Origin of the sequence: Agaribacter flavus, from assembly GCF_042646125.1 — a bacterium.
GTDB lineage: Bacteria > Pseudomonadota > Gammaproteobacteria > Enterobacterales > Alteromonadaceae > Glaciecola > Glaciecola flavus.
This window is the reverse complement of record NZ_JBHRSW010000043.1, coordinates 1-19389: the sequence shown is the minus strand read 5'-3', so window position 1 is coordinate 19389 and position 19389 is coordinate 1. Positions and strand designations below refer to the sequence as shown.

Genomic DNA, 19389 nt, shown 5'->3' with positions numbered 1-19389 from the left:
TCCTTTCAGTTTGGGCTAGTTATAAGCCGATTTTATTAATAATTTGGTTGGCGACAGAGCGCGCGCTTTGGTCGTCTGTTTCAACGATATAGTCAGCGACGTCTTCATACAATGGATTGCGCTTTTCGGCAAGCTCTCTCAATACGGTTTCTGGTTCGTCATTTTGTAGCAATGGACGACGCTTGTCTCGTTGTGTTCTGGCGACTTGTTTATCGATAGTTGTTTGCAGGTATACAACAATGCCTCGCGCAGATAGGCGATTACGGATTTTTTTTGAAATTACTGAACCACCACCTGTTGCTAAGACGATACCTTGTTTGTCGGTCAGTTCTTCAATGACGTTTTCTTCACGCTCGCGAAAGCCATCTTCACCTTCAAGGTCAAAAATCCAAGATATATCAGCGCCAGTGCGGCGTTCGATTTCTTGGTCGGAGTCAAAAAATTCGAGGTGAAGCTCGTCTGCAAGGTGTTTACCAATGGTGCTTTTTCCAGCGCCCATAGGTCCTACAAGGAATATATTACGTTTTTCAGCCATATTTGCCTAATTCACATCTCTATGTTGTTTACTATTACGCGGGTGCAGAATGATGTACACCAACTTGTGCACATAGGCATATTGCTGCGCCTAGACCACAAGTTAGGTGGTCGCTAAATGCACTTGACACTCCTCGGGGAATTTCGAGTGGGGCGGATTATCTCAGTTATCTTATGACTTTTGCAAGTGCAGAAAGCAAATATGCCGCGTGAATTTGTCAACATAGCTTTGAAATTAGATACCCTCAGTAATGATTTTGGGTGTAACAAAAATGAGTAATTCTCTTTTTTGTTCTAATTTTTGAGTCGATTTGAATACATTTCCAATGAGCGGCAGGTCTCCAAATAAAGGTACTTTGGCCACGTCATTAGTGCTGACTTGTTGGAATATGCCACCTAACACGATAGTTTCACCATTTTCCACAAGCACTTGTGTACTTATTTCTTGTGTATCTATTGCCACGGCTGGGCCAGTAGAGGTCTGTACCGTCTCGCCACGCGTATCTTGGGTTACCACTAGATTTAAAATAATCCTATTGTCTGGCGTAATATGTGGTGTGACCCGCAAACTCAATACCGCCTTTTTAAACTCAACAGAGGTGGCTCCGCTTGAGGTCGCTTGGACATAAGGGATTTCGGTACCTTGCTCAATGTAAGCTTCTTGTTGATTGGCTACAGTGATGCGAGGACTTGCAATGATTTCTCCTTTGTTTTCTGATTCTAGGGCACTGAGTTCCAAGTCGAGGATATTTCCATCCATTAAACTTGCCACTTGAAAGCCGATTCGACCGGCTGGGTTTGTCACAGGTAGGTTAACATTGAGTCGGTCAGTGATGCTCGGCACAACGCCTCGACCAGAAATATCGGCTCCGGATAGTGAACCAGAGACACTGTTATCTGAGCCGCGGCCAGTAAATCCCCAGCGCACGCCAAGCTGCTCATCAACGTTATCACGGACGGTGACCATTCTCGATTCAATTAATACTTGGCGAACAGGTATATCCAACGATTCAACTACTTTTCTTGCTTCATCTATAGACTCTTGCGTATCCCTGATTAAAAGCGTATTCGTGCGCTCGTCAATACTGACAGAGCCGCGCTGCGATAAAATGCCACCTTCACCAGATTTTAATATGCTAGCGAGTTCTCCCGCCTTTGCGTAATTGACTGAAATATTTGCTGAACGCAACTCAGCTAATTGTTGCACTTGTTGCTTGGATTGCAGTTGTTGTGTTTCACGAGCTGCCAATTCTTCTGCTGGTGCGATGAGTAAAATATTGCCCTCGAGACGCTTATCCAAACCGCGGATTTTCAAGATCATATCCAGGGCTTGATCCCAAGGCACCGCGCTTAAGCTAATTGTTACGTTGCCAATCACCGTGTCCGTTGTCACTAAGTTAAAGCCGTTTACTTGCGCAATAATTTGCAATACTTGGCGGACAGGCACATCTTGAAAATCCAAGGAGATGGGCTTGCCGGAGTATTCTTTTTTCGACGCCTCTGCTATTTCTTCTTGCGAAAGGGGAGATACTGCAAATATATAACCTTTGTCAGTGGATTGTTTCTCTACTTTGACTTGACCTTCATAGCGCATCTCTAGGCGAGACTGGTCGTCCTGCTGAAACGTCTCGATAGACGATACTGCGGTGCCAAATTGGCTGACATCAATCTCTACATATTGTTCTTCGCTCAAGTTGGTCTTGTCAAAAGTAAGCTTTAGTTGCCCTTTTGCTTCAATCATTGATACAGCAGGGACTGAACCCGAAAATTCGATACTGATGTTTGCGCTATTGCCTGTGCGAGAGAAACTGATGTCGTTCAACACGGTGGCGGCATCAAATTTGGCTGATTTAGGGTCGACGAGCGTTGGGCTCGGCTCTTGGGCTACCACGCCAAAAGTGAAAATGCCAATCAGCAAGACAAAGACAACATACCAAATTGGTCTGCGCCGATTAAGCTTCTGGTTAAAAATATATTGCTTAGACATTGTCATCTTCCCCTGTTACCGTCGACATTCCGAGTGTTGCCGTTTTATCTTTCCAGCAACCTGCGCCATCAGGTAGCATTTCTTTTATATGAATTTCTGATTGTGTAATTTTTTCTATGCGGCCGTGAAACAAGCCTAAGTAGTTACCCACTGTGACTTTGTGAAGGCTGCCGTCATTTGCGGTAACCAGTGCAAAGCGCTTTCCGCCGACAGTGAATACACCTGACATTTTTAAAGCATCAATGCCATAATTTTCGAGTGCTTGTTTTTTCCGTTGGCTATTGGGTTGCTTACACTTAGGTGATTGCTTGACTTCTTTTGCAATCGTCGTATTTTTTGCACGTCTAAAAGGGCTTCGTAAACCATCTGCCTCGTAGCTAACCGGTTCAAGCTTTTTGAATTCTGGATACGGTTCAATGGTGACTTGAGTGCTTTGTTTGACTTGTTCTGTATAGGCGACAAGATCATCAATGTTGGCACCACAAGCGCTTAATGCAAAGGTCGCAAATACGGTAAAGCTTACTCTATTCATTTGCCCCTCCGTCTTTGCTTGCTTCTGCTCGGTAAGTTTTTGCTTGCATCGATAAGGTCAACTCGTTATTGCTACTTTTAATGTCAAAATCATGCAAAGTCACAATTCTTGGAAGGTTAGCGATACTTGAGGCAAACTGCCCAAATTCGTGGTAACCACCTGACACTTCGAGTTGAATAGGTAACTCTGTATAAAACTCTTTAGGGATGTCTTGCTGCCAATTTAATAACTTGAATGACAACCCTGCATCTGTGCCGACGTAGGTAATGTCATCAAGTAAACCTGGGGTTTCATTGCTTGTGGGGAGTGATTTAAGCATCGAAGAAAAGTCTTCTTCAATGCGTTTTAGTTGGTCTTTGTGTGCCTGTAAGTTCACGGCAATTCGGTATTTGGCTTCAAAGGACTGCCTGAGTTTTTCCTCTTGAGCTTCGGCCGCGCTCAGAATAGGGAGTTTACTACTGATAATCGCGTAATAGCTGATACCACCCACTATTAGGGCGCATACTAGAGCAACAAATGTCTTTATTTCTTTTGGCCAAATGGCGACTTGCTCAAAGTCTAGTTCATTTAATTCTTTCAGTTTATTAAAATCAAACGCCATTTTACTGCCCCTGAGATTGAGAGTTAGCTTCAACAGATGCTGGCGCAAATGAGGGGTTAATTTGCATAGAAAGTTCGAAATCACTTATCGCGTTGGCCGCGTTTGCATCGGCAACAATTGAAGATAATTCTGCCGCGACAAATACTGTCGACTCGTCTAATGCGCGCATGAAGTCAGACAAACGATTATTTGACTCACTTACACCCACGATTTTTATTTGATTGCCTGTTCTAGATAAGCTGGAAAACGCGATCCCTGGTGGTACGGTCTGGGCGAGTTCTTGAAACAAAATAGGGGCAAGATTCCGGCTAACTTGCAACTGTTCGATAAGTGACATGCGTAGTGCAATTTCATCTTTTTTGTCTTTGATTGCTTTAATTTCAACTATTTGTGCATCTAACAATTGGATTTGTTGGCTAAGGTAATTGTTTCTTGAATTTTGGTTGCGAATTTGCTGCTCAATGAATTGGCCAGCTAGCCAAAACACAATGAATATGATGACGGCAACAACGCCAAGTGAAGCGAGGTATTGCTTTTTTTGTGTTTGTCGAAGAGATTCGCGCCAAGGCAATAAATTTATTTGTGCCATTGAGCCAGCCTCCTTGTTGCTAGACCGGCAGCAACCGCAAATTGTGGTGCGATATTCATTAGCTCAGTTTCATTCACCTTTGCGTCAAATGTCATGTTTTTGAATGGGTTAAAAATATCGACTTGCATACCCATATCGTTACTGAGCTCTTCTGCAATATTGGGTAAGTTTGCTGCACCACCACTCAACAAAAATTTACTTGGCATCGATTTGTGTGAAGTTGCCACAAACATTTGCAAAGCCCGTTGTATTTGTTGTTGCATGCCCCCGATAAATGTCGAGAGACTATCTTTAAACCATTCGTCTGGCGCACTCCCGTCCGCAATTTGACGCTCGACTTCTTGTGTATCGATAGCGTGGATCAGTGCTAAGTCTTGAATATAGCTGTTGACGCCAAAGCTATGCTCTTTGATGTAAATGACTTCATTGTTTTCGATGACACAGAGCTGCATCAACGCTGCTCCCATGTTCACCGACACGGTTAACTCGTCGCTTTCTAGGGGGTAAAACGTCAACACAGCGTCTGCCAAGGCATTACTTTCAATATCAACGATGACAGGGTCGAACGGTGCTTCCCTGACGACCGTAATGCGACTATCAACTAAGTCTTTGGGTGCCGCGCTGAGCAATACTTCGACTTTTCCTGGATGGGCTTGGCTTGGGCGCAATTGTTCAAAATCAAGGTACACTTCTTCGAGTGGATAAGGGATCAGTGAATCTGCCTCTAATTCAATCTGTGTCTCAAGTTCAAAATCGCTTTGGTCAGGATCCATAAAAACCAGTTTGCTAATGACCGAGGTTCCCGCTACTGCAATTGAGGCTTCTTTAGTTTTTGCTTTGAGCGAAAGACTCACTTTTTTAAGTGATTTGCTTATGGCTTCAAAGTCTTTGATCTCTCGTTCAGCAAAAGCCATACCGTGTATAGGCTCTGAGGAAAAGCTCAACACTTTAGGCAAGGTATCAGATATATCAAGGCATACCGCTTTGATAAACTTGGTACCGATATCCAAACCAATAATGGTGTTAGCTTTTTTTCGAAAAAGCGACTTCATTCAATAGCGACCCGTTGACAGTTACAGTATCATTACCCACCGATATTACTCATTTTTGTAAAATCGTATGTACTAGTTAACGACACATACGTATAAAAATTGAGTGGAATGTTAGCCTTTAGGGATACGCTTAATAACGTGAAGTACATTAAAACCTTATTTATTCTAGTGCTGGTGGGTGGGCTTATCGGTGTCGCAACTGTCATGGGTATGTATTTTTATCTCAAACCTGACTTGCCTAGTGTGGATGTATTAAAAGATGTGCAATTGCAAACACCGATGCGGATATACACCCAAGATGGCAAGCTAATTTCTCAATACGGTGTAAAACGCCGTATACCGGTGACAATGGATGAAGTGCCTGAAAAACTGATACAGGCAGTGATCGCCACAGAAGACAGTCGATTTTATGAGCATTACGGTGTCGACCCTATCGGGGTGGTCAGAGCGGCTATCAATTTGATAGTAACGGGAGAAAAAGGGCAAGGTGCGAGCACGTTGACAATGCAAGTAGCACGCGGTTTTTTCCTTAGTCGTCGAAAAGCTTTTTCCAGAAAAATAAAAGAACTGTTTATCGCTATCCACATGGAACAAGAGCTTACAAAAGAAGAAATTTTACTCTTGTACTTAAATAAAGTTGAGTTGGGACACCGAGCATTTGGGGTGGGCGCAGCCGCCAGGGTGTATTATGGCAAGGCTTTGTCTGAACTTAACTTGGCTCAGCTGGCGACCATTGCGGGTTTGTACCAAGCACCTTCACGACTTAATCCAATTAGTCATCCTGAAGCTTCTGTGAAACGCCGTAGGATCGTTTTGCTGAGGATGCTCGATGAAGGCTACATTACAAAAGCAGAATTTGATCAAGCGGTAGCAGCAGAGGTAACGGCAAAATTTCACGGTGCCGAAATTGAGGTAGATGCACCTTACCTTGCGGATATCATCTACAACGAAATGGTTGATATATATGGTAAGGAAATCGCCGAAACGAGTGGATTTAAAGTTTATTCAGCCGCAACTGCTGCGACGCAATCAGCAGCGCAACGAGCCGTTATTCAAAATTTACATGATTATGACGAGCGCCATGGTTACCGTGGCCCCATCGACATATTGTGGCAAGAATTAGATGAAGAGCTAGTAAGCAGTTTAGGCATAGAACTACCCATAACATCGGATGATGCAAAGAGACTTGCCAACGAAGTCGGAAACTTTCTCCCTCTTAACGAAGAAGAGATGGCAGAAGTACTGAAAAGCACCGAAACCATTGGTGAGCTGATCCCTGCCATTGTGACCAATGTAGCTGAGCGTCAAGCCGAGTTCTTCACATTGGAGTTTGGCAATATAACCATTGACTGGGATGGTTTAGATTGGGCTAGACCCTATATTAATGATCATAAGCAAGGTGTAGATCCAGAAACGGCTAGTGATATTGTGAGTGCAGGGATGCTGGTATACGTTCGGCGAAACATGCTTAATCATCAGTGGCAGTTGAGTCAATTTCCAGATGTTACCGGTGCCTTTGTTGCTATTGATCCATTTGATGGTGCGGCAAAAGCAGTCGTCGGCGGATATGATTTTTATCACAGTCAATTTAATCGTGCGACACAGGCTAAGCGTCAAGTCGGTTCTAACATTAAGCCCTTTGTTTACTCTGCTGCTTTGGACAACGGTTATACGATAGCGAGTATTATTAATGACGCCCCTGTGAATCAGTGGGATGCGAGTTCTGGTGTAGCATGGCGGCCGCAAAATTCTGATTCGATTTACGATGGTCCCGTGCGAATGCGATATGCCTTGGGACGGTCTAAAAACGTGGTGTCGATTCGTTTACTTCGCGGTGTGGGATTAGATGAGACGCGCGAGTACTTGACTAAATTTGGGTTTCAAAAAGATGAAATACCCAGAGACGAAACCATGTCCTTGGGGTCGGGTGGTCATACTCCCCTCGAAGTGGCGAGTGCGCTCGCGATAATCGCCAATGGCGGGTTTGCCGTGCAGCCTTACTTTATTCAACGTATTGAAAATGCTGAAAACGAGCTGCTTTGGGAGGCAGAGCCGCTTTATGCCTGTGATCCTTGCAAGGGCAATAAGACTGAGCTTGATGAAGGTAGTAAGTTTGAAGAAGTAGGGAGTGTCAGTCAGGAGCAAGTGGATATCGAAGCACTACTCGCTGCCGAATTAAGTAGTGAGCTTGCAAGTAACCCTGAAAGCGATAGTCACGTTGAAGAGGCCCCGATGGCGTCTGCTCCTCGCGTAATCAGCGAGCAAACAGCTTTTTTAGTGCGTGAAATGATGCGTTCAGCGGTGCGCGCTAACGGTAGTTGGAATAACAAAACATACTGGGTGGGAACAGGCTGGCGTGCCAGAAACATATTGGGTCGAACTGATATCGGTGGTAAAACCGGCACAACCAATGATGCTCGCGATACGTGGTTTAGTGGCTTTGTACCTGGCTTGGTAGCCACAGCATGGGTAGGGTTTGATGATAATAGTCGTGAATTAGGTCGAGCCTCAAGAAATCAAAATTTGGTGAATAAAAATCCCGAAAAATTCAATTGGATTGGGAATGCGATGATAGGTGCAGAAGATGGGGCTAAAGCCGCACAACCAGCTTGGATCCGATTTATGCAAGAGGTATTGCAGGACGTGCCAGAACAAGCGCATGTTCAACCAGAAGGTATTGTGCGTGTCAGAATTGACAGAAAAACCGGCAAACTGAGTCGTCGCTCGGATGCTTCTTCTATGTTTGAATACTTTGTAAAAGGCACAGAACCTACTACCTTTGTTAGTGATGATGAAATATTGTTGCCCGTTGAAAAAGAACAAACAGAAGAAAAACTGATAACGGACGATATTTTTTAGACAAACCCATAAAAAAGCACATAGCTGGGCTATGTGCAAAGCATAAAATCAGGTGAATGATGTCTGGCAACGAAACGACCGAACCATTGTATATCCCTTATGCAGGCCCTGCATTGCTCGAAACACCCTTGTTGAACAAAGGTAGTGCATTTACCGAGCGAGAGAGAAAGTCTTTTAACTTACTCGGTCTGCTTCCGCCGCGCTATGAAACCATAGAGGAGCAGGTGGAGAGAGCATATAAGCAGTACAGCAGTTTTTCTGAGCCATTGAATAAGCACATCTATTTGCGCGCGATTCAAGATAACAATGAAACCTTGTTTTACAGGTTATTACAGGCACACATTGAAGAGATGATGCCGATAATCTATACCCCCACAGTTGGTGAAGCTTGTGAGCGTTTTTCTGATATTTATCGTTCCTCAAGAGGCTTGTTTATAAGCTACGAAGAACGTCACATGATGCAGGATATTCTACGCAATGCGACAAAGAGCAAAGTAAAAGTCATTGTAGTGACTGATGGCGAACGTATTTTGGGGTTAGGTGATCAAGGGATTGGTGGTATGGGCATACCCATTGGTAAGTTGTCACTTTACACCGCCTGTGGCGGGATAAGTCCGGCTTATACCTTGCCAGTTATGTTGGATGTAGGTACTAACAATCAGAAATTACTGAGTGACCCAATGTATATGGGGGCTAGGCATGAGCGCATCAATCAAGAGCAGTATGACGAGTTCTTAGATATTTTTATTCGTGAAGCAAAAAAACGTTGGCCTGGTGTGATGATCCAGTTTGAAGATTTTGCTCAGCCAAATGCCATGCCTTTGTTGGCAAAATATCGAGACAAAGTATGTTGTTTTAATGATGATATTCAAGGTACGGCAGCCGTGACCTTAGGCACCATTCTCGCTGCTTGCAAAGCCAGAGGCGATAAGCTATCCGCCTTAAATGTTGCCTTTGTTGGCGCGGGATCGGCGGGGTGCGGTATCGCTGAAATGCTCATTCAACAAATGGTCAAAGAAGGACTGTCAGATTCTGCCGCGCGAAAGCGTGTCTTTATGGTTGATCGTTGTGGTTTGGTGACCGATGACATGCAAGATTTGAGGGACTTTCAGGCTGCTTTAGCACAAGTAAAAGGAGAATTGAGTGCATGGCAGTACGAGGGAGATTATCCAGCACTAATGGATGTGATCAACAACGCAAAGCCTGATATTTTGATTGGTGTGTCTGGTCAGTCAGGTATTTTTACTGAGCAGGTCATAAAGGGTATGCAAACGCACTGTGCTCAGCCCATAATATTCCCTTTGAGCAATCCCTCAAGACAGGTAGAAGCGCGTCCAGAACAGGTCATTCAGTGGACTAATGGCAATGTTGTGATTGCGACAGGTAGCCCATTTAAGGATGTGGAATACCAAGGGCAAGCCTATCCAATTGCGCAATGCAACAATAGTTATATTTTTCCCGGTATCGGTTTGGGCGTACTTGCTGTTAAAGCAAAACGCATTACAAATGAAATGCTGATGGCGGCCAGCAATGCTTTAGCCGATGCCTCTCCGATGGCGAATGGCGAGTCTAAACACTTACTGCCACCGTTGACTGATATTATGTCTTTGTCAAAGTCCATTGCTTTTGAGGTTGCGAAAGTTGCCATGCAACAGGGTTATGCACTGACCGTTGCCGACGATGTCTTAAAACGCAGAATTGACAAAAACTTTTGGCAGCCCGAGTATCGCGCGTACAAACGAGTCAGTTTGTAACGCACTCAAATAAAATAAAACTTAAAGGGTCAGCTTAAACACTTTAGAATTGCGGGTGTAGTTATACATCTGTTTTCTAGATTCGGGCAGGGTATCAATGTTCATTTCAACAAAGCCTTGCTCTAAAAACCAGTGTGAAGTCACAGTGGTCAATACAAATAAGTGATTAAGCCTTTGATCACGCGCTTTTCGCTTTAAAGCGTCGAGTAGACGTTCACCTCTGCTTTTACCTCGATATTCTGTATGCGTGGCGACACAGGCTATTTCACCGCTTTTGTCTTCATATGTATAAAGGGCTGCACAGGCGATAATCATGCCGTCACGCTCTATCACGGTAAACAAATCAATTTCATTCTCAAGGCGCTCTCTAGAGCGTTTAACTAAAACGCCGGATTCCTCAAGTGGGCGTATAAGCTTTAAAATACCCCCAACATCGTCAATAGTTGCGTCACGAAGTTGTTCGTAATGATTTTGCATAACCAGCGTGCCGACACCATCGCGCGTGAACAACTCTTTTAATAAGGCACCATCAGATTTATAGCTAACGCAGTGGGTGCGATCAACACCTGCTGCTACGCCTGAAACCATTGCTGATAGGCAAGTAGACTCGGCTCGTACACGCTTTTTCTCAATGAGAGATTGTAGGTGACCAAGCTCAACAGTACGCAGCATTTTTTCCTCAGTAAACAGGCCGTCGAGTTCAGATAACGTGATGATTTTATCAGCTTGCAGTGATATCGCGGCTTGAACTGCAACATCTTCATGCGACAGATTGAATACTTCCCCAGTGGCTGAGTAGCCCATAGGTGAAAGTAGCACAATTGAGCCGTCGCTAAGTTGATCTTGAATACCTTCGGTATCAATTCGACGAACAACGCCAGTATGCTCAAAGTCGATGCCATTTTGGACGCCAATGGGCCTAGATATCACGAGGTTTCCAGAGCAAACGCGAATACGGGCACCATGCATAGGAGAATTAGGTAAACCCATGCTCAAGAGCGCTTCAATTTGACTGCGTAGCGAGCCTGCTGCGTCTTTCACACACTCTAAGGTTTCTTTAGTGGTGATACGCACGCCATCTACAAATTGCCCCTGTAAGCCGCGTAATCTGAGTCTTTCATCTATCTGTGGTCGTGCGCCGTGTGTGATGATTATACGCATTCCAAGACTATGCAGTAGCGCAATGTCTTGGATAAGGCGAGGGAAATTCTCATCCAGCGCTGCTTCGCCGCCAAACATAATCACAAAGGTTTTCCCTCGGTGCGCGTTTATATACGGAGCAGAGCTTCTAAATAAATGAATACTGTCGTCGTGAGAAAGCGTCATTCCTTTGCGCCTTAGCTAGTTGCCTTTAATTTGTCGAGTTTTTCTAACTCCAAATACAAGGCTTGAGTGACTTGTTTATGCGCTGTACCACCGAGCTGGTTCCTTTTTTCTAGTACCGCTTCTAGCTGTAACCAGTCATAAACGTCTTCATTTATCTCGGGATGGATGCTTTGTAGTTGTTCAACAGACAAATCTTCCAAGGCTGATTTTGCTTCAATGGCTAATACCACTGCTTGACCAGCGTAATCATGCGCGTTTCTAAATGGAATGCCTTTTTCAACCAAGTAATCTGCCAGTTCAGTCGCATTGGCGTAGCCTTGTTGTGCGGCTAATCTGCATTTGTCTTTGTTGAGTGCGAGTGATTGCATCACCTCTACGCCAATACGCAAACAAATATGATATTGACTGACCGCGTCAATTGCGCCCTCTTTGTCTTCTTGCATATCTTTGTTGTATGCGAGTGGCAAGCCTTTCATGGTAACCAATAGGGCTTGCAGGTGCCCAAATACGCGTCCGCATTTCCCGCGCATAAGCTCTAGTGCGTCAGGGTTTTTCTTTTGTGGCATTAAGGATGAACCAGACGTGACATCGTCGCCTAAGACCAAAAAGCCAGCCTCGCCTGAGTTATAAAAAATCAGGTCTTCAGATAAACGAGATAAATGCATCATGCCGGTACTTGCAACAAACAACAACTCAAGCACGAAATCTCGGTCCGATACGGCATCTAAGCTGTTCAAACATGGGCTGTCAAAGCCCAACTGTTCCGCTATTTTATGTCTATCAACCGCAAAAGTTGTGCCTGCAAGAGCGCCACAACCAAGCGGCGACTGATTCATTCTGCTGCTCAAGTCGTCTAGTCGACTGATGTCGCGTTTTAGCATTTCTACATAGGCTAAACACCAATGAGCAAAGTAAACGGGTTGTGCGCGTTGTAAATGAGTATAACCAGGAATAATCGCATCGGTATTGCGGGAAGCACATTGAAGTAGGGCATCAATCATTGCAACTAGATCGCTTTTTAAACCTTGTAGTTGTTGCTTGACCCAAAGTCTAAAATCAGTCGCGACTTGATCATTCCGACTTCTGCCTGTGTGCAGTTTTCTGCCTAAATCGCCAAGTTGCTCTGTTAACCAAGCTTCGACAAAACTGTGTATGTCTTCTTCTGATGATTGAGTAAAATCGATCTCGCCAGCATCGGCTTGTGCTTTGAGTGCCGTGAGCGCCGTTTCAATGCTTGCTTGTTCTTCAGTGCTTAAGACTCCGGCTTCTGCTAGCGCTCTTGACCACACTATTGAACCGAATATATCTTCACTCGCCATGACTTGGTCAAAGGGTAAAGAGTCGTTTACCCGTTTGAACATTTCACTGGTGTCACCGGCAAATCTGCCGCCCCATAACGCCATTGGTACTTCTCCTATTTAGCCCTTTACTTAGCTTTGCCTTGTGCTTTTAGCGCTTTAATTCGACTTGATAAGCTGAATAAACGGATAAAGCCTTCTGCGTGCGATTGATCGTATACGTCGTCTTCGCCAAAGGTTGCGAAGTCTTCCGAATACAAGCTATTTGGCGATTGGCGTTGGATAACGCTCGCGTTACCTTTATATAGTTTGACGACGACTTCACCGGTCACTAAATCAGCAAAACTAGCCGCAGCGTTTAACAAGCTGTCATTGAGCGCGGTAAACCAACGTCCGTCATACATGACGTGAGCAAACTCTAAACCGACTTGTTCTCGGAATTTCAATGCGGATTTGTCGAGTACTAGGCTTTCGATGGCCTTGTAAGCTTTAAGCATAATTGTCCCACCTGGGGTTTCGTAACAACCACGTGACTTCATCCCGACAAGTCTATTTTCGACAATATCGATACGTCCAACACCATGCGGTGCAGCAATACTATTGAGTGTTGCTAAAGCTTGATACGGAGAAAGTGTTTGTCCGTTAACTTGGGTTAAACGGCCTTTTTCAAATGACAAGGTAACGGTTTCTGGTGTATCAGGTGCATCTTCAGGGTCTGTTGTCATCGTCCAAATTTGTTTGGTCGGAGCATTCCATGGATCTTCTAGTTCGCCCCCTTCATGAGAAATGTGCCAAGCGTTAGCATCGCGGCTGTATATTTTAGTGGCTGATGCTGTTGTCGGGATGTTGCGCTCAGCGAGGTAATCGAGTAAATCTTCTCTCGATACCATATCCCACTCACGCCAAGGTGCGATCACTTTAAGATCTGGAGCGAGAGCTGCGAAAGCCCCTTCAAATCTTACCTGATCATTACCTTTACCTGTACATCCATGGCAAAGCGCATCTGCCCCTACTTTACGGGCAATATCGACTTGTGCTTGTGCGATAACTGGACGAGCCATGGACGTGCCAAGTAAGTACTCACCTTCATAGATAGCCCCTGTAGTAATCGTTGGGTAGATAACGTCACTGACAAATTTTTCTTTCAAATCTACAATGTGGCATTCGCTTGCACCACTGGCTTTCGCTTTTTCTTCTAAGCCTTCTAGTTCTTCATCACCTTGCCCTACATCGGCAGCGTATGCGACCACTTCGCAGTTATAGTTTTCTTTTAACCACGGCACAATGGCTGAGGTGTCTAAGCCACCAGAGTAGGCAAGTACAACTTTTTTCACGGATGTCATGAATAATCCTTACGCGTTTTCTAACGATAAATCTGTTAATAAATAAGTCAAAATGGCATTTTGTGCATGCATGCGGTTTTCTGCCTGTTGCATGAGCAATGAACTGTCACTGTCCATCAATTCGCCGGTTATTTCTAAATCTCGATGTGCGGGTTGGCAGTGCATGACGTATTTTGCACCAGAGGATTGCATTAGCGCTTTATTCACTTGGTAAGGCATTAATGCGTCTTTGATTTCTGCTAAGGGTGTATCGTCTCCCATAGACAACCAAGTATCTGTGTACAACACGTCAGCACCTTTAAGATCGGCTACTTTGCTGCTAAATGTCACCATCACGTTCATTAGTTCGGCTAATTCACTCACATATCGATGAATTTCGTCATCAATTTCGTGTCCCTTTGGTGTGATAACAATTTGATGTACACCTAAAAGAATGCCTAAAATAAGTAAGCTATGTGTGACGTTATTGCCATCGCCAATGTATGCCATGGTTTTGCCTTTGACTTGCTTTTCTTGTTCATACAAGGTGATGTAGTCAGCCAGTGCTTGGCAAGGATGATACATATCACACAAGGCATTGATGACCGGAATTTTGGCGCCTTCAGCTAATTGTTCAAGTGTATTGTGTTCAAATACTCTAGCGACGATCGCATCAGCCCATTGAGACACATTTGCGCCAACATCTACTGGATCTTCCCGCTTTTTCAAAGGTTCGCCTTGGCTGTCAACGTATACCATGTGACCGCCAAGTTTGTTGATGCCAATATCAAAACTCACGCGTGTTCGTAAACTCGGCTTTTCAAAGAGGGCAACAACTGATTTACCTGCAAGCGGTTGAGGGTAGAAGTCTTGCTGCTGTTTTAAATTGACCGCTAACTCCAGAAGCGCGGTAGCTTCTTCCGAAGTCCATTTACGAAACGTTAATAAGTCTTTGTGCATTTTTCGGTTCCTTTGTAATTAGGAATGCGTCGCATTTTTTATTGTGGGTAACACTGCGGTTCCCATAGCTTTGCCGTCGATCAGCAGTACTTTGGCATTATCCCAACTTGCGATCACAATTTGCTTGCCTAAGCGGTTGGCGGCTTCCTGAGACGCCTTTACTTTGACAACCATGCCGTCGGTGATGACACCATCAGCCAACATTTGATCACAAAGCGAATGACTTAACTCTGTCACCAAGTTTTTGTTTGCGTCCAGTACACCCTTCACATCGGAGAAAAAGTATAACTCAGCACTTAGGATCTTTGCTACATGAATCGCCGCGTGATCAGCATTTACGTTGAATAGATCACCCGTTTCGTTTGCGCCAATAGACGCGATAACGGGGACTATATTGTTATTTAGTAGGCTAGATAGCAGATACTTATCTCCACTGTCTGGTGTGCCGACTTGCCCCAATGCTTCGTCAAGCGGACTACATACAGCAATGTCACCATCGGCGAGGCTGATGCCTGCTGCGACAATAGATTTTGCCTTCATCTCAGCAACCAATTGTTTATTCAAGGTGCCAGCCAGCACACCGGCCACAACAGGCATATCGCTACTTGGTGTGACGCGCAAACCCTCGTGTTTAGTACTTGGACGATTGAGCTCGCTCATGAGTGCTTGTACTTGGTCGCCTCCACCGTGAACCAATACTATTTGTCTGCCGCGTAGTTGCATGTCATGGATGGCATCTAAAAGCTGTTGACTACCACTATTGTGCTCTCTTAGTTGTTCAAAAAATTTACCACCAACTTTAATGACAATTGGCGCAAGTGTAGATTGCGAAGCCATCAAATTAGCCCCACTTCTTCAGACATACCAAATGCTAAATTGGCGCACTGCACTGCTTGAGATGCCGCGCCTTTAAGTAGGTTGTCGATGGCAGTGCAAACAACAAGGCAGCGTTTTTCTGTGTCGTATTTCCAATATATGTCGCAATATGGTGTGTTAGCAAGTTCGTCAACTTTAGGCCAATTGCTTCTGATGCGCACGATGGGTGAGTTTGCGTAAGCGTTTGAGTATGCTTGAGCAATGTTCTCAGCGCATGCCGTTTCTTTTAGAAACATAGTTGTAGTGGCTAAGATACCGCGCTTAAAAGCACCGAGGTGCGGCGTGAATATCACTTTTGTCTTGGCGTGTTCTTCTATTTCTGGCGTGTGCCGATGATTAAGTACACCGTAAGGAGTAAGGCTTACTTCATAAAAACTGGTGGTGGATGATGCTTTTCTTCCTGCTCCGCTCACGCCACTGGTTGCGTTTATTACTGGTATGCAATTGTCTGCCAATAACTCACTTTCCACTATTGGTTTTATGCCAATGAGAGATGCGGTTGGGTAACAGCCTGGCACCGCAACCATTGATGCTGCTTGAATAGCTTGTTTATTCCACTCTGCTAGGCCATATACGGCGTCTTGGACTGTATCAGGATACGTATTTGCAAAACAGTAGGCCTGCTCAAATATGGCTAAATCACTGAGCCTATATGCACCTGACAAATCAAATACTCTTACATTTTGTTCAAGTAATTTAGGTGCCCAGTGGTGGCTTACTTCATGAGGTAGCGCTAAAAAAACGGCGTCGTGCTGCGCGGCTATTTCACTCAGTTCACGTTCTGAAGCAGCTTGTAAAACATAATTGCAATCTGCATCTAGACAGGCATGAACATCATTGACTCGTTTATCTTTGTCTGCACTGCCTTCAGAGACATAGCAATTGCTTAGTTCAAATGTTGGGTGTTTATGCAAAATTTTGACGAGTTCTACACCAGTATATCCACTGGCACCAAAAATACATGCTTTCATTATAAAATCTATGTGCTTAAAAAGGGGTAAAAACGGTGCATGGTAACACTTTTTTGTGTGATGTGTTACCGCTGCACCAAGCGCTATTCTTCGTTAGTAGAGCTATGCTCGTCGCAACCAACCCGTATAGCGTATCGAGGGAGAAACCAAAGTCATTTAAAAAATCTCTAATAAGATTGCAGCCAGCGAAAAAGGGGCTTACTCGCTACAGGTCTAAACTGGAAAAGGATGGTAATTTAAAATGGATAAATATGCAAATAAATATAATAAATATTCTAGATAAGGAGAGGTGCAACCGCAGATTTTTACCCAAAATTTAGCTCTGTCCTGAATTTATCTGTCCAGCCAGCGATTTTCTTGGGCATTTGACAATTTGTATGATGGGAACAAGTAGTGCCATTTAATATCATATGCGGCATTTGGGTAATTCTTTCTGAGACGAGGTGGTAAGCACACGCCATTGTAGTTAGGATTGTTCGTTGTAGATTAAAACACACCTGCGCTGGCTCAAGCTGTTCAATAATAAGCAGGGTAAGTTAATCGGCCAGGGTGATAATACGATGTCTGCCACCTTTGCTATTCCAAACACGAACAGCCTTGTAGTCAAAATCGATATCTTGGCAGCGCAAGCGAAGGCATTCCATTAAGCGAAGCCCACTCCCATAAAGCAGTGCTATAGGTAATTTATGCGCGCCTGAGGCTAAAGCAAAAAAGTCAGCTACTTCGCTTGGTGTAAGCATTATAGGGTGCTTGTAGTTGTGAAAACGAATAAAGCCCTTAATCACAAACAAATAGCTTTCAATCGTGCTTTTAGCATACCGTTTTCGATACATAAAATCAGAGATCTGAGTCAAAAATGTAGAAGACAAAATTAACTACATCCATGAAAAAGTTATCCTTGTCGCATAAGAGCACTTTTGCGACATTAGAAATCAATCACCGTAATGTGAAAAAACGACATTCCACAGAACGCTTGCGATTAGCGGTGTGAGGAAATATAGTGAAGAAAGAATAAATTTTATACGCGACCTTGGGACAGAAAACTTATCCACAGGTACGCTTACAATAAATTGTTAAATCGACACGGGCTTAGGAAAGAAGGAACCGACGCAGGGACGTTAAGGCAAGGATTCTGTTTTGAAGTACAGTGGAATAGTTTGAGCTTTTATGTCACGCTTTTAGCGCTTGCGGTGCCGTCGAAAAGTGCTTTGCAATCGGACACCGCAAGCGCTAAAAGTGTGGCGTCAAACTTAGTCGTTAGCCCGTGTGGCATCGGAGTAACAGGCAGGGTTTTTGCCCTACCGGAACAGCATCTTAGTAACAGTTTTATAGCTGGTCTCGTATTCGTTTAACAGTTGGATAATCTGGACGCGTATCTATGTTTGTTGTTGTTTTGACTTTTGAATGCGCGCCAGATATCAACAAATGTTAGAAGTTACATATGAAGATACTTAGACTGATTCCAGTATTGTTTTTGTTTCCGTTTTGTGGGGCTAATGCGTGTATTGATTTGGCAATAGAGAATAATACAAAAATAAAAATATCAGTTGGATTTGACGTTGAGAAATTAAGAGTTTTAGCCAGTGGGAACTTGGCCAAATTTAAAAACCCAGATGAATTGCCAGTATTTATAGATAATGAGCAACAATTTTGTCTTTATGAGGCAAAGCCATTTTTAAAGGTGGTTGATGCAGATAAGCCTAGACAGTTCAAAGTCATATATGGCAAAGAGGTTTTAAAACCAATTCAATGCAAGTAAAAACTTCTAACAAGGCAATCAAAAATCGCCCGTACCGGGCTGGACCTCCGTTGCATCGGTTGTTTTGTGCTTTAATAGCACAAAACAACCAACACAACTCCGGCCTTTTATTGCGACGTTCTTGGCCACGGGCACGAACAATTTTTGTTTATAGAGTAGGATTGTGCATTGGCGTTCTGTAGCGAAGAACAGTAGAAAAGTTTGAGCATTTATGACACGCTTTTAGCGTCTGCGATGCACGCAGAAAAACAGTCGTTTTGCTGTCGGACAACTCAGCCGCTAAAAGTGAGGCATCAAACTATGATAGAAGCCCGTGGGGCGACGAGGTAACATGCAAAGATCGTCACTGCATAAGCTGAGCATCGGAGAAACATGAGTAGAGAAGAGGTTGTCTCCCAAGAACAAGCTGATGACGGGGACAAAATACCTAAACGGCATTTCGCCCCGTATCTTGGTTATTATAAGGCACAGTAAATGTTTAAAGTCTTTTCTCTTTTTTTGTTTGTTGCTATGTCCTTTAAAACTCAGGCTTGTTCTTGTGATTTAGGTTCTCCGGAAGACAAATTAGCTACATTCGATTCAGTGTTTTTAGGCAAACTAATAGAAATAAAAAATAAGGGGACAACTAACGCTTTCAATGAACCTGAAATAGAGGTCACATTTGAGCAAATAAGACGATTCAAAGGTACAGATAAAGATGTAGTTTTGGACACAAATTTTAACCGAGCAAGCTGTACTGGTTACTGGTTCAAGGAGGGGCAAACAATGCTTGTTTATGCCTCATTAAACGATGGCAAACTAGATGTAATGTGGTGTGGCGGAGTAATTGTCAAAGAAGAAAACCCGGAACAATTACAAAATGAGCTAATTGCTCTAGAGGAAGTTTTAAGAAATGCCTCATAACACATATGAGCCTCGGGGCTGTCAATAGATAAAACTAATCCCTTGATCATTTTTTCAAGATCAATC

General features: G+C 43.9%; 17 protein-coding genes. 4 read left to right on the top strand and 13 right to left on the bottom strand.

Features of this window, described 5'->3' with window-relative positions; genetic code table 11:
• Nucleotides 1-19 precede the first annotated feature (19 nt).
• From aroK to pilM, 6 genes are all read right to left on the bottom strand, one after another.
• On the bottom strand, nt 20-535 hold the full coding sequence (gene aroK / locus ACFOHL_RS15165; protein WP_376921089.1) for a shikimate kinase AroK: 516 nt from the start codon (nt 533-535) through the stop codon (nt 20-22).
• A 234-nt stretch (nt 536-769) separates the two neighbouring features.
• Complete coding sequence (locus tag ACFOHL_RS15160) at nt 770-2521, bottom strand: type IV pilus secretin PilQ (protein WP_376921088.1); 1752 nt, start codon at nt 2519-2521, stop codon at nt 770-772.
• On the bottom strand, nt 2514-3053 hold the full coding sequence (locus ACFOHL_RS15155; RefSeq protein WP_376921087.1) for a pilus assembly protein PilP: 540 nt from the start codon (nt 3051-3053) through the stop codon (nt 2514-2516). The genes ACFOHL_RS15160 and ACFOHL_RS15155 overlap by 8 nt, the downstream gene beginning before the upstream one ends.
• Nucleotides 3046-3654 carry a type IV pilus inner membrane component PilO gene (gene pilO / locus ACFOHL_RS15150; RefSeq protein WP_376921086.1) on the bottom strand — a complete coding sequence of 203 codons (609 nt, stop codon included), beginning with the start codon at nt 3652-3654 and terminating at the stop codon, nt 3046-3048. The genes ACFOHL_RS15155 and pilO overlap by 8 nt, the downstream gene beginning before the upstream one ends.
• A 1-nt stretch (nt 3655) precedes the next feature.
• A complete protein-coding gene (locus tag ACFOHL_RS15145) occupies nt 3656-4243 on the bottom strand; it encodes a PilN domain-containing protein (RefSeq protein WP_376921085.1) in 588 nt (195 codons plus the stop codon).
• Complete coding sequence (gene pilM / locus ACFOHL_RS15140; RefSeq protein WP_376921084.1) at nt 4231-5295, bottom strand: type IV pilus assembly protein PilM; 1065 nt, start codon at nt 5293-5295, stop codon at nt 4231-4233. The genes ACFOHL_RS15145 and pilM overlap by 13 nt, the downstream gene beginning before the upstream one ends.
• Nucleotides 5296-5433: 138 nt before the next feature.
• Here pilM and ACFOHL_RS15135 point away from each other — a divergent pair, with 138 nt between their 5' ends.
• Together ACFOHL_RS15135 and ACFOHL_RS15130 are read left to right on the top strand one after the other, a co-directional pair.
• Nucleotides 5434-8154, top strand: a complete 2721-nt coding sequence (locus ACFOHL_RS15135; RefSeq protein WP_376921083.1) for a penicillin-binding protein 1A — start codon at nt 5434-5436, stop codon at nt 8152-8154.
• A gap of 59 nt (nt 8155-8213) precedes the next feature.
• Entirely contained in the window at nt 8214-9908 is a 1695-nt protein-coding gene (locus ACFOHL_RS15130; protein WP_376921082.1) for an NAD-dependent malic enzyme, read from the top strand.
• Between the two features lie 21 nt (nt 9909-9929).
• On the opposite strand, the gene argA is transcribed toward ACFOHL_RS15130, so the two are convergent.
• The 7 genes from argA to ACFOHL_RS15095 form a co-directional block, all read right to left on the bottom strand.
• Nucleotides 9930-11234 carry an amino-acid N-acetyltransferase gene (argA, locus tag ACFOHL_RS15125; RefSeq protein WP_376921081.1) on the bottom strand — a complete coding sequence of 435 codons (1305 nt, stop codon included), beginning with the start codon at nt 11232-11234 and terminating at the stop codon, nt 9930-9932.
• A gap of 11 nt (nt 11235-11245) precedes the next feature.
• Nucleotides 11246-12637, bottom strand: a complete 1392-nt coding sequence (argH, locus tag ACFOHL_RS15120) for an argininosuccinate lyase (RefSeq protein WP_376921080.1) — start codon at nt 12635-12637, stop codon at nt 11246-11248.
• 23 nt (nt 12638-12660) lie between these two features.
• Nucleotides 12661-13875: an argininosuccinate synthase gene (locus ACFOHL_RS15115; protein WP_376921079.1), complete on the bottom strand. Its 1215-nt coding sequence runs from the start codon at nt 13873-13875 to the stop codon at nt 12661-12663.
• A gap of 9 nt (nt 13876-13884) precedes the next feature.
• Nucleotides 13885-14814 carry an ornithine carbamoyltransferase gene (locus ACFOHL_RS15110; RefSeq protein WP_376921078.1) on the bottom strand — a complete coding sequence of 310 codons (930 nt, stop codon included), beginning with the start codon at nt 14812-14814 and terminating at the stop codon, nt 13885-13887.
• Between the two features lie 18 nt (nt 14815-14832).
• Complete coding sequence (argB, locus tag ACFOHL_RS15105; RefSeq protein ID WP_376921077.1) at nt 14833-15651, bottom strand: acetylglutamate kinase; 819 nt, start codon at nt 15649-15651, stop codon at nt 14833-14835.
• Complete coding sequence (gene argC, locus ACFOHL_RS15100) at nt 15651-16664, bottom strand: N-acetyl-gamma-glutamyl-phosphate reductase (RefSeq protein WP_376921173.1); 1014 nt, start codon at nt 16662-16664, stop codon at nt 15651-15653. Before argC ends, argB begins: the two co-directional genes overlap by 1 nt.
• Nucleotides 16665-17197: 533 nt before the next feature.
• Complete coding sequence (locus tag ACFOHL_RS15095; RefSeq protein WP_376921076.1) at nt 17198-17530, bottom strand: phage integrase N-terminal SAM-like domain-containing protein; 333 nt, start codon at nt 17528-17530, stop codon at nt 17198-17200.
• Nucleotides 17531-18102: 572 nt separating this feature from the next.
• Between ACFOHL_RS15095 and ACFOHL_RS15090 the strand changes: the two genes are divergently transcribed.
• Nucleotides 18103-18420 carry a hypothetical protein gene (locus tag ACFOHL_RS15090; protein ID WP_376921075.1) on the top strand — a complete coding sequence of 106 codons (318 nt, stop codon included), beginning with the start codon at nt 18103-18105 and terminating at the stop codon, nt 18418-18420.
• A 474-nt stretch (nt 18421-18894) separates the two neighbouring features.
• Nucleotides 18895-19323 (top strand): hypothetical protein, encoded by a 429-nt coding sequence (locus tag ACFOHL_RS15085; RefSeq protein WP_376921074.1) that lies wholly within the window; start codon nt 18895-18897, stop codon nt 19321-19323.
• The last annotated feature ends 66 nt before the right edge of the window (nt 19324-19389 follow it).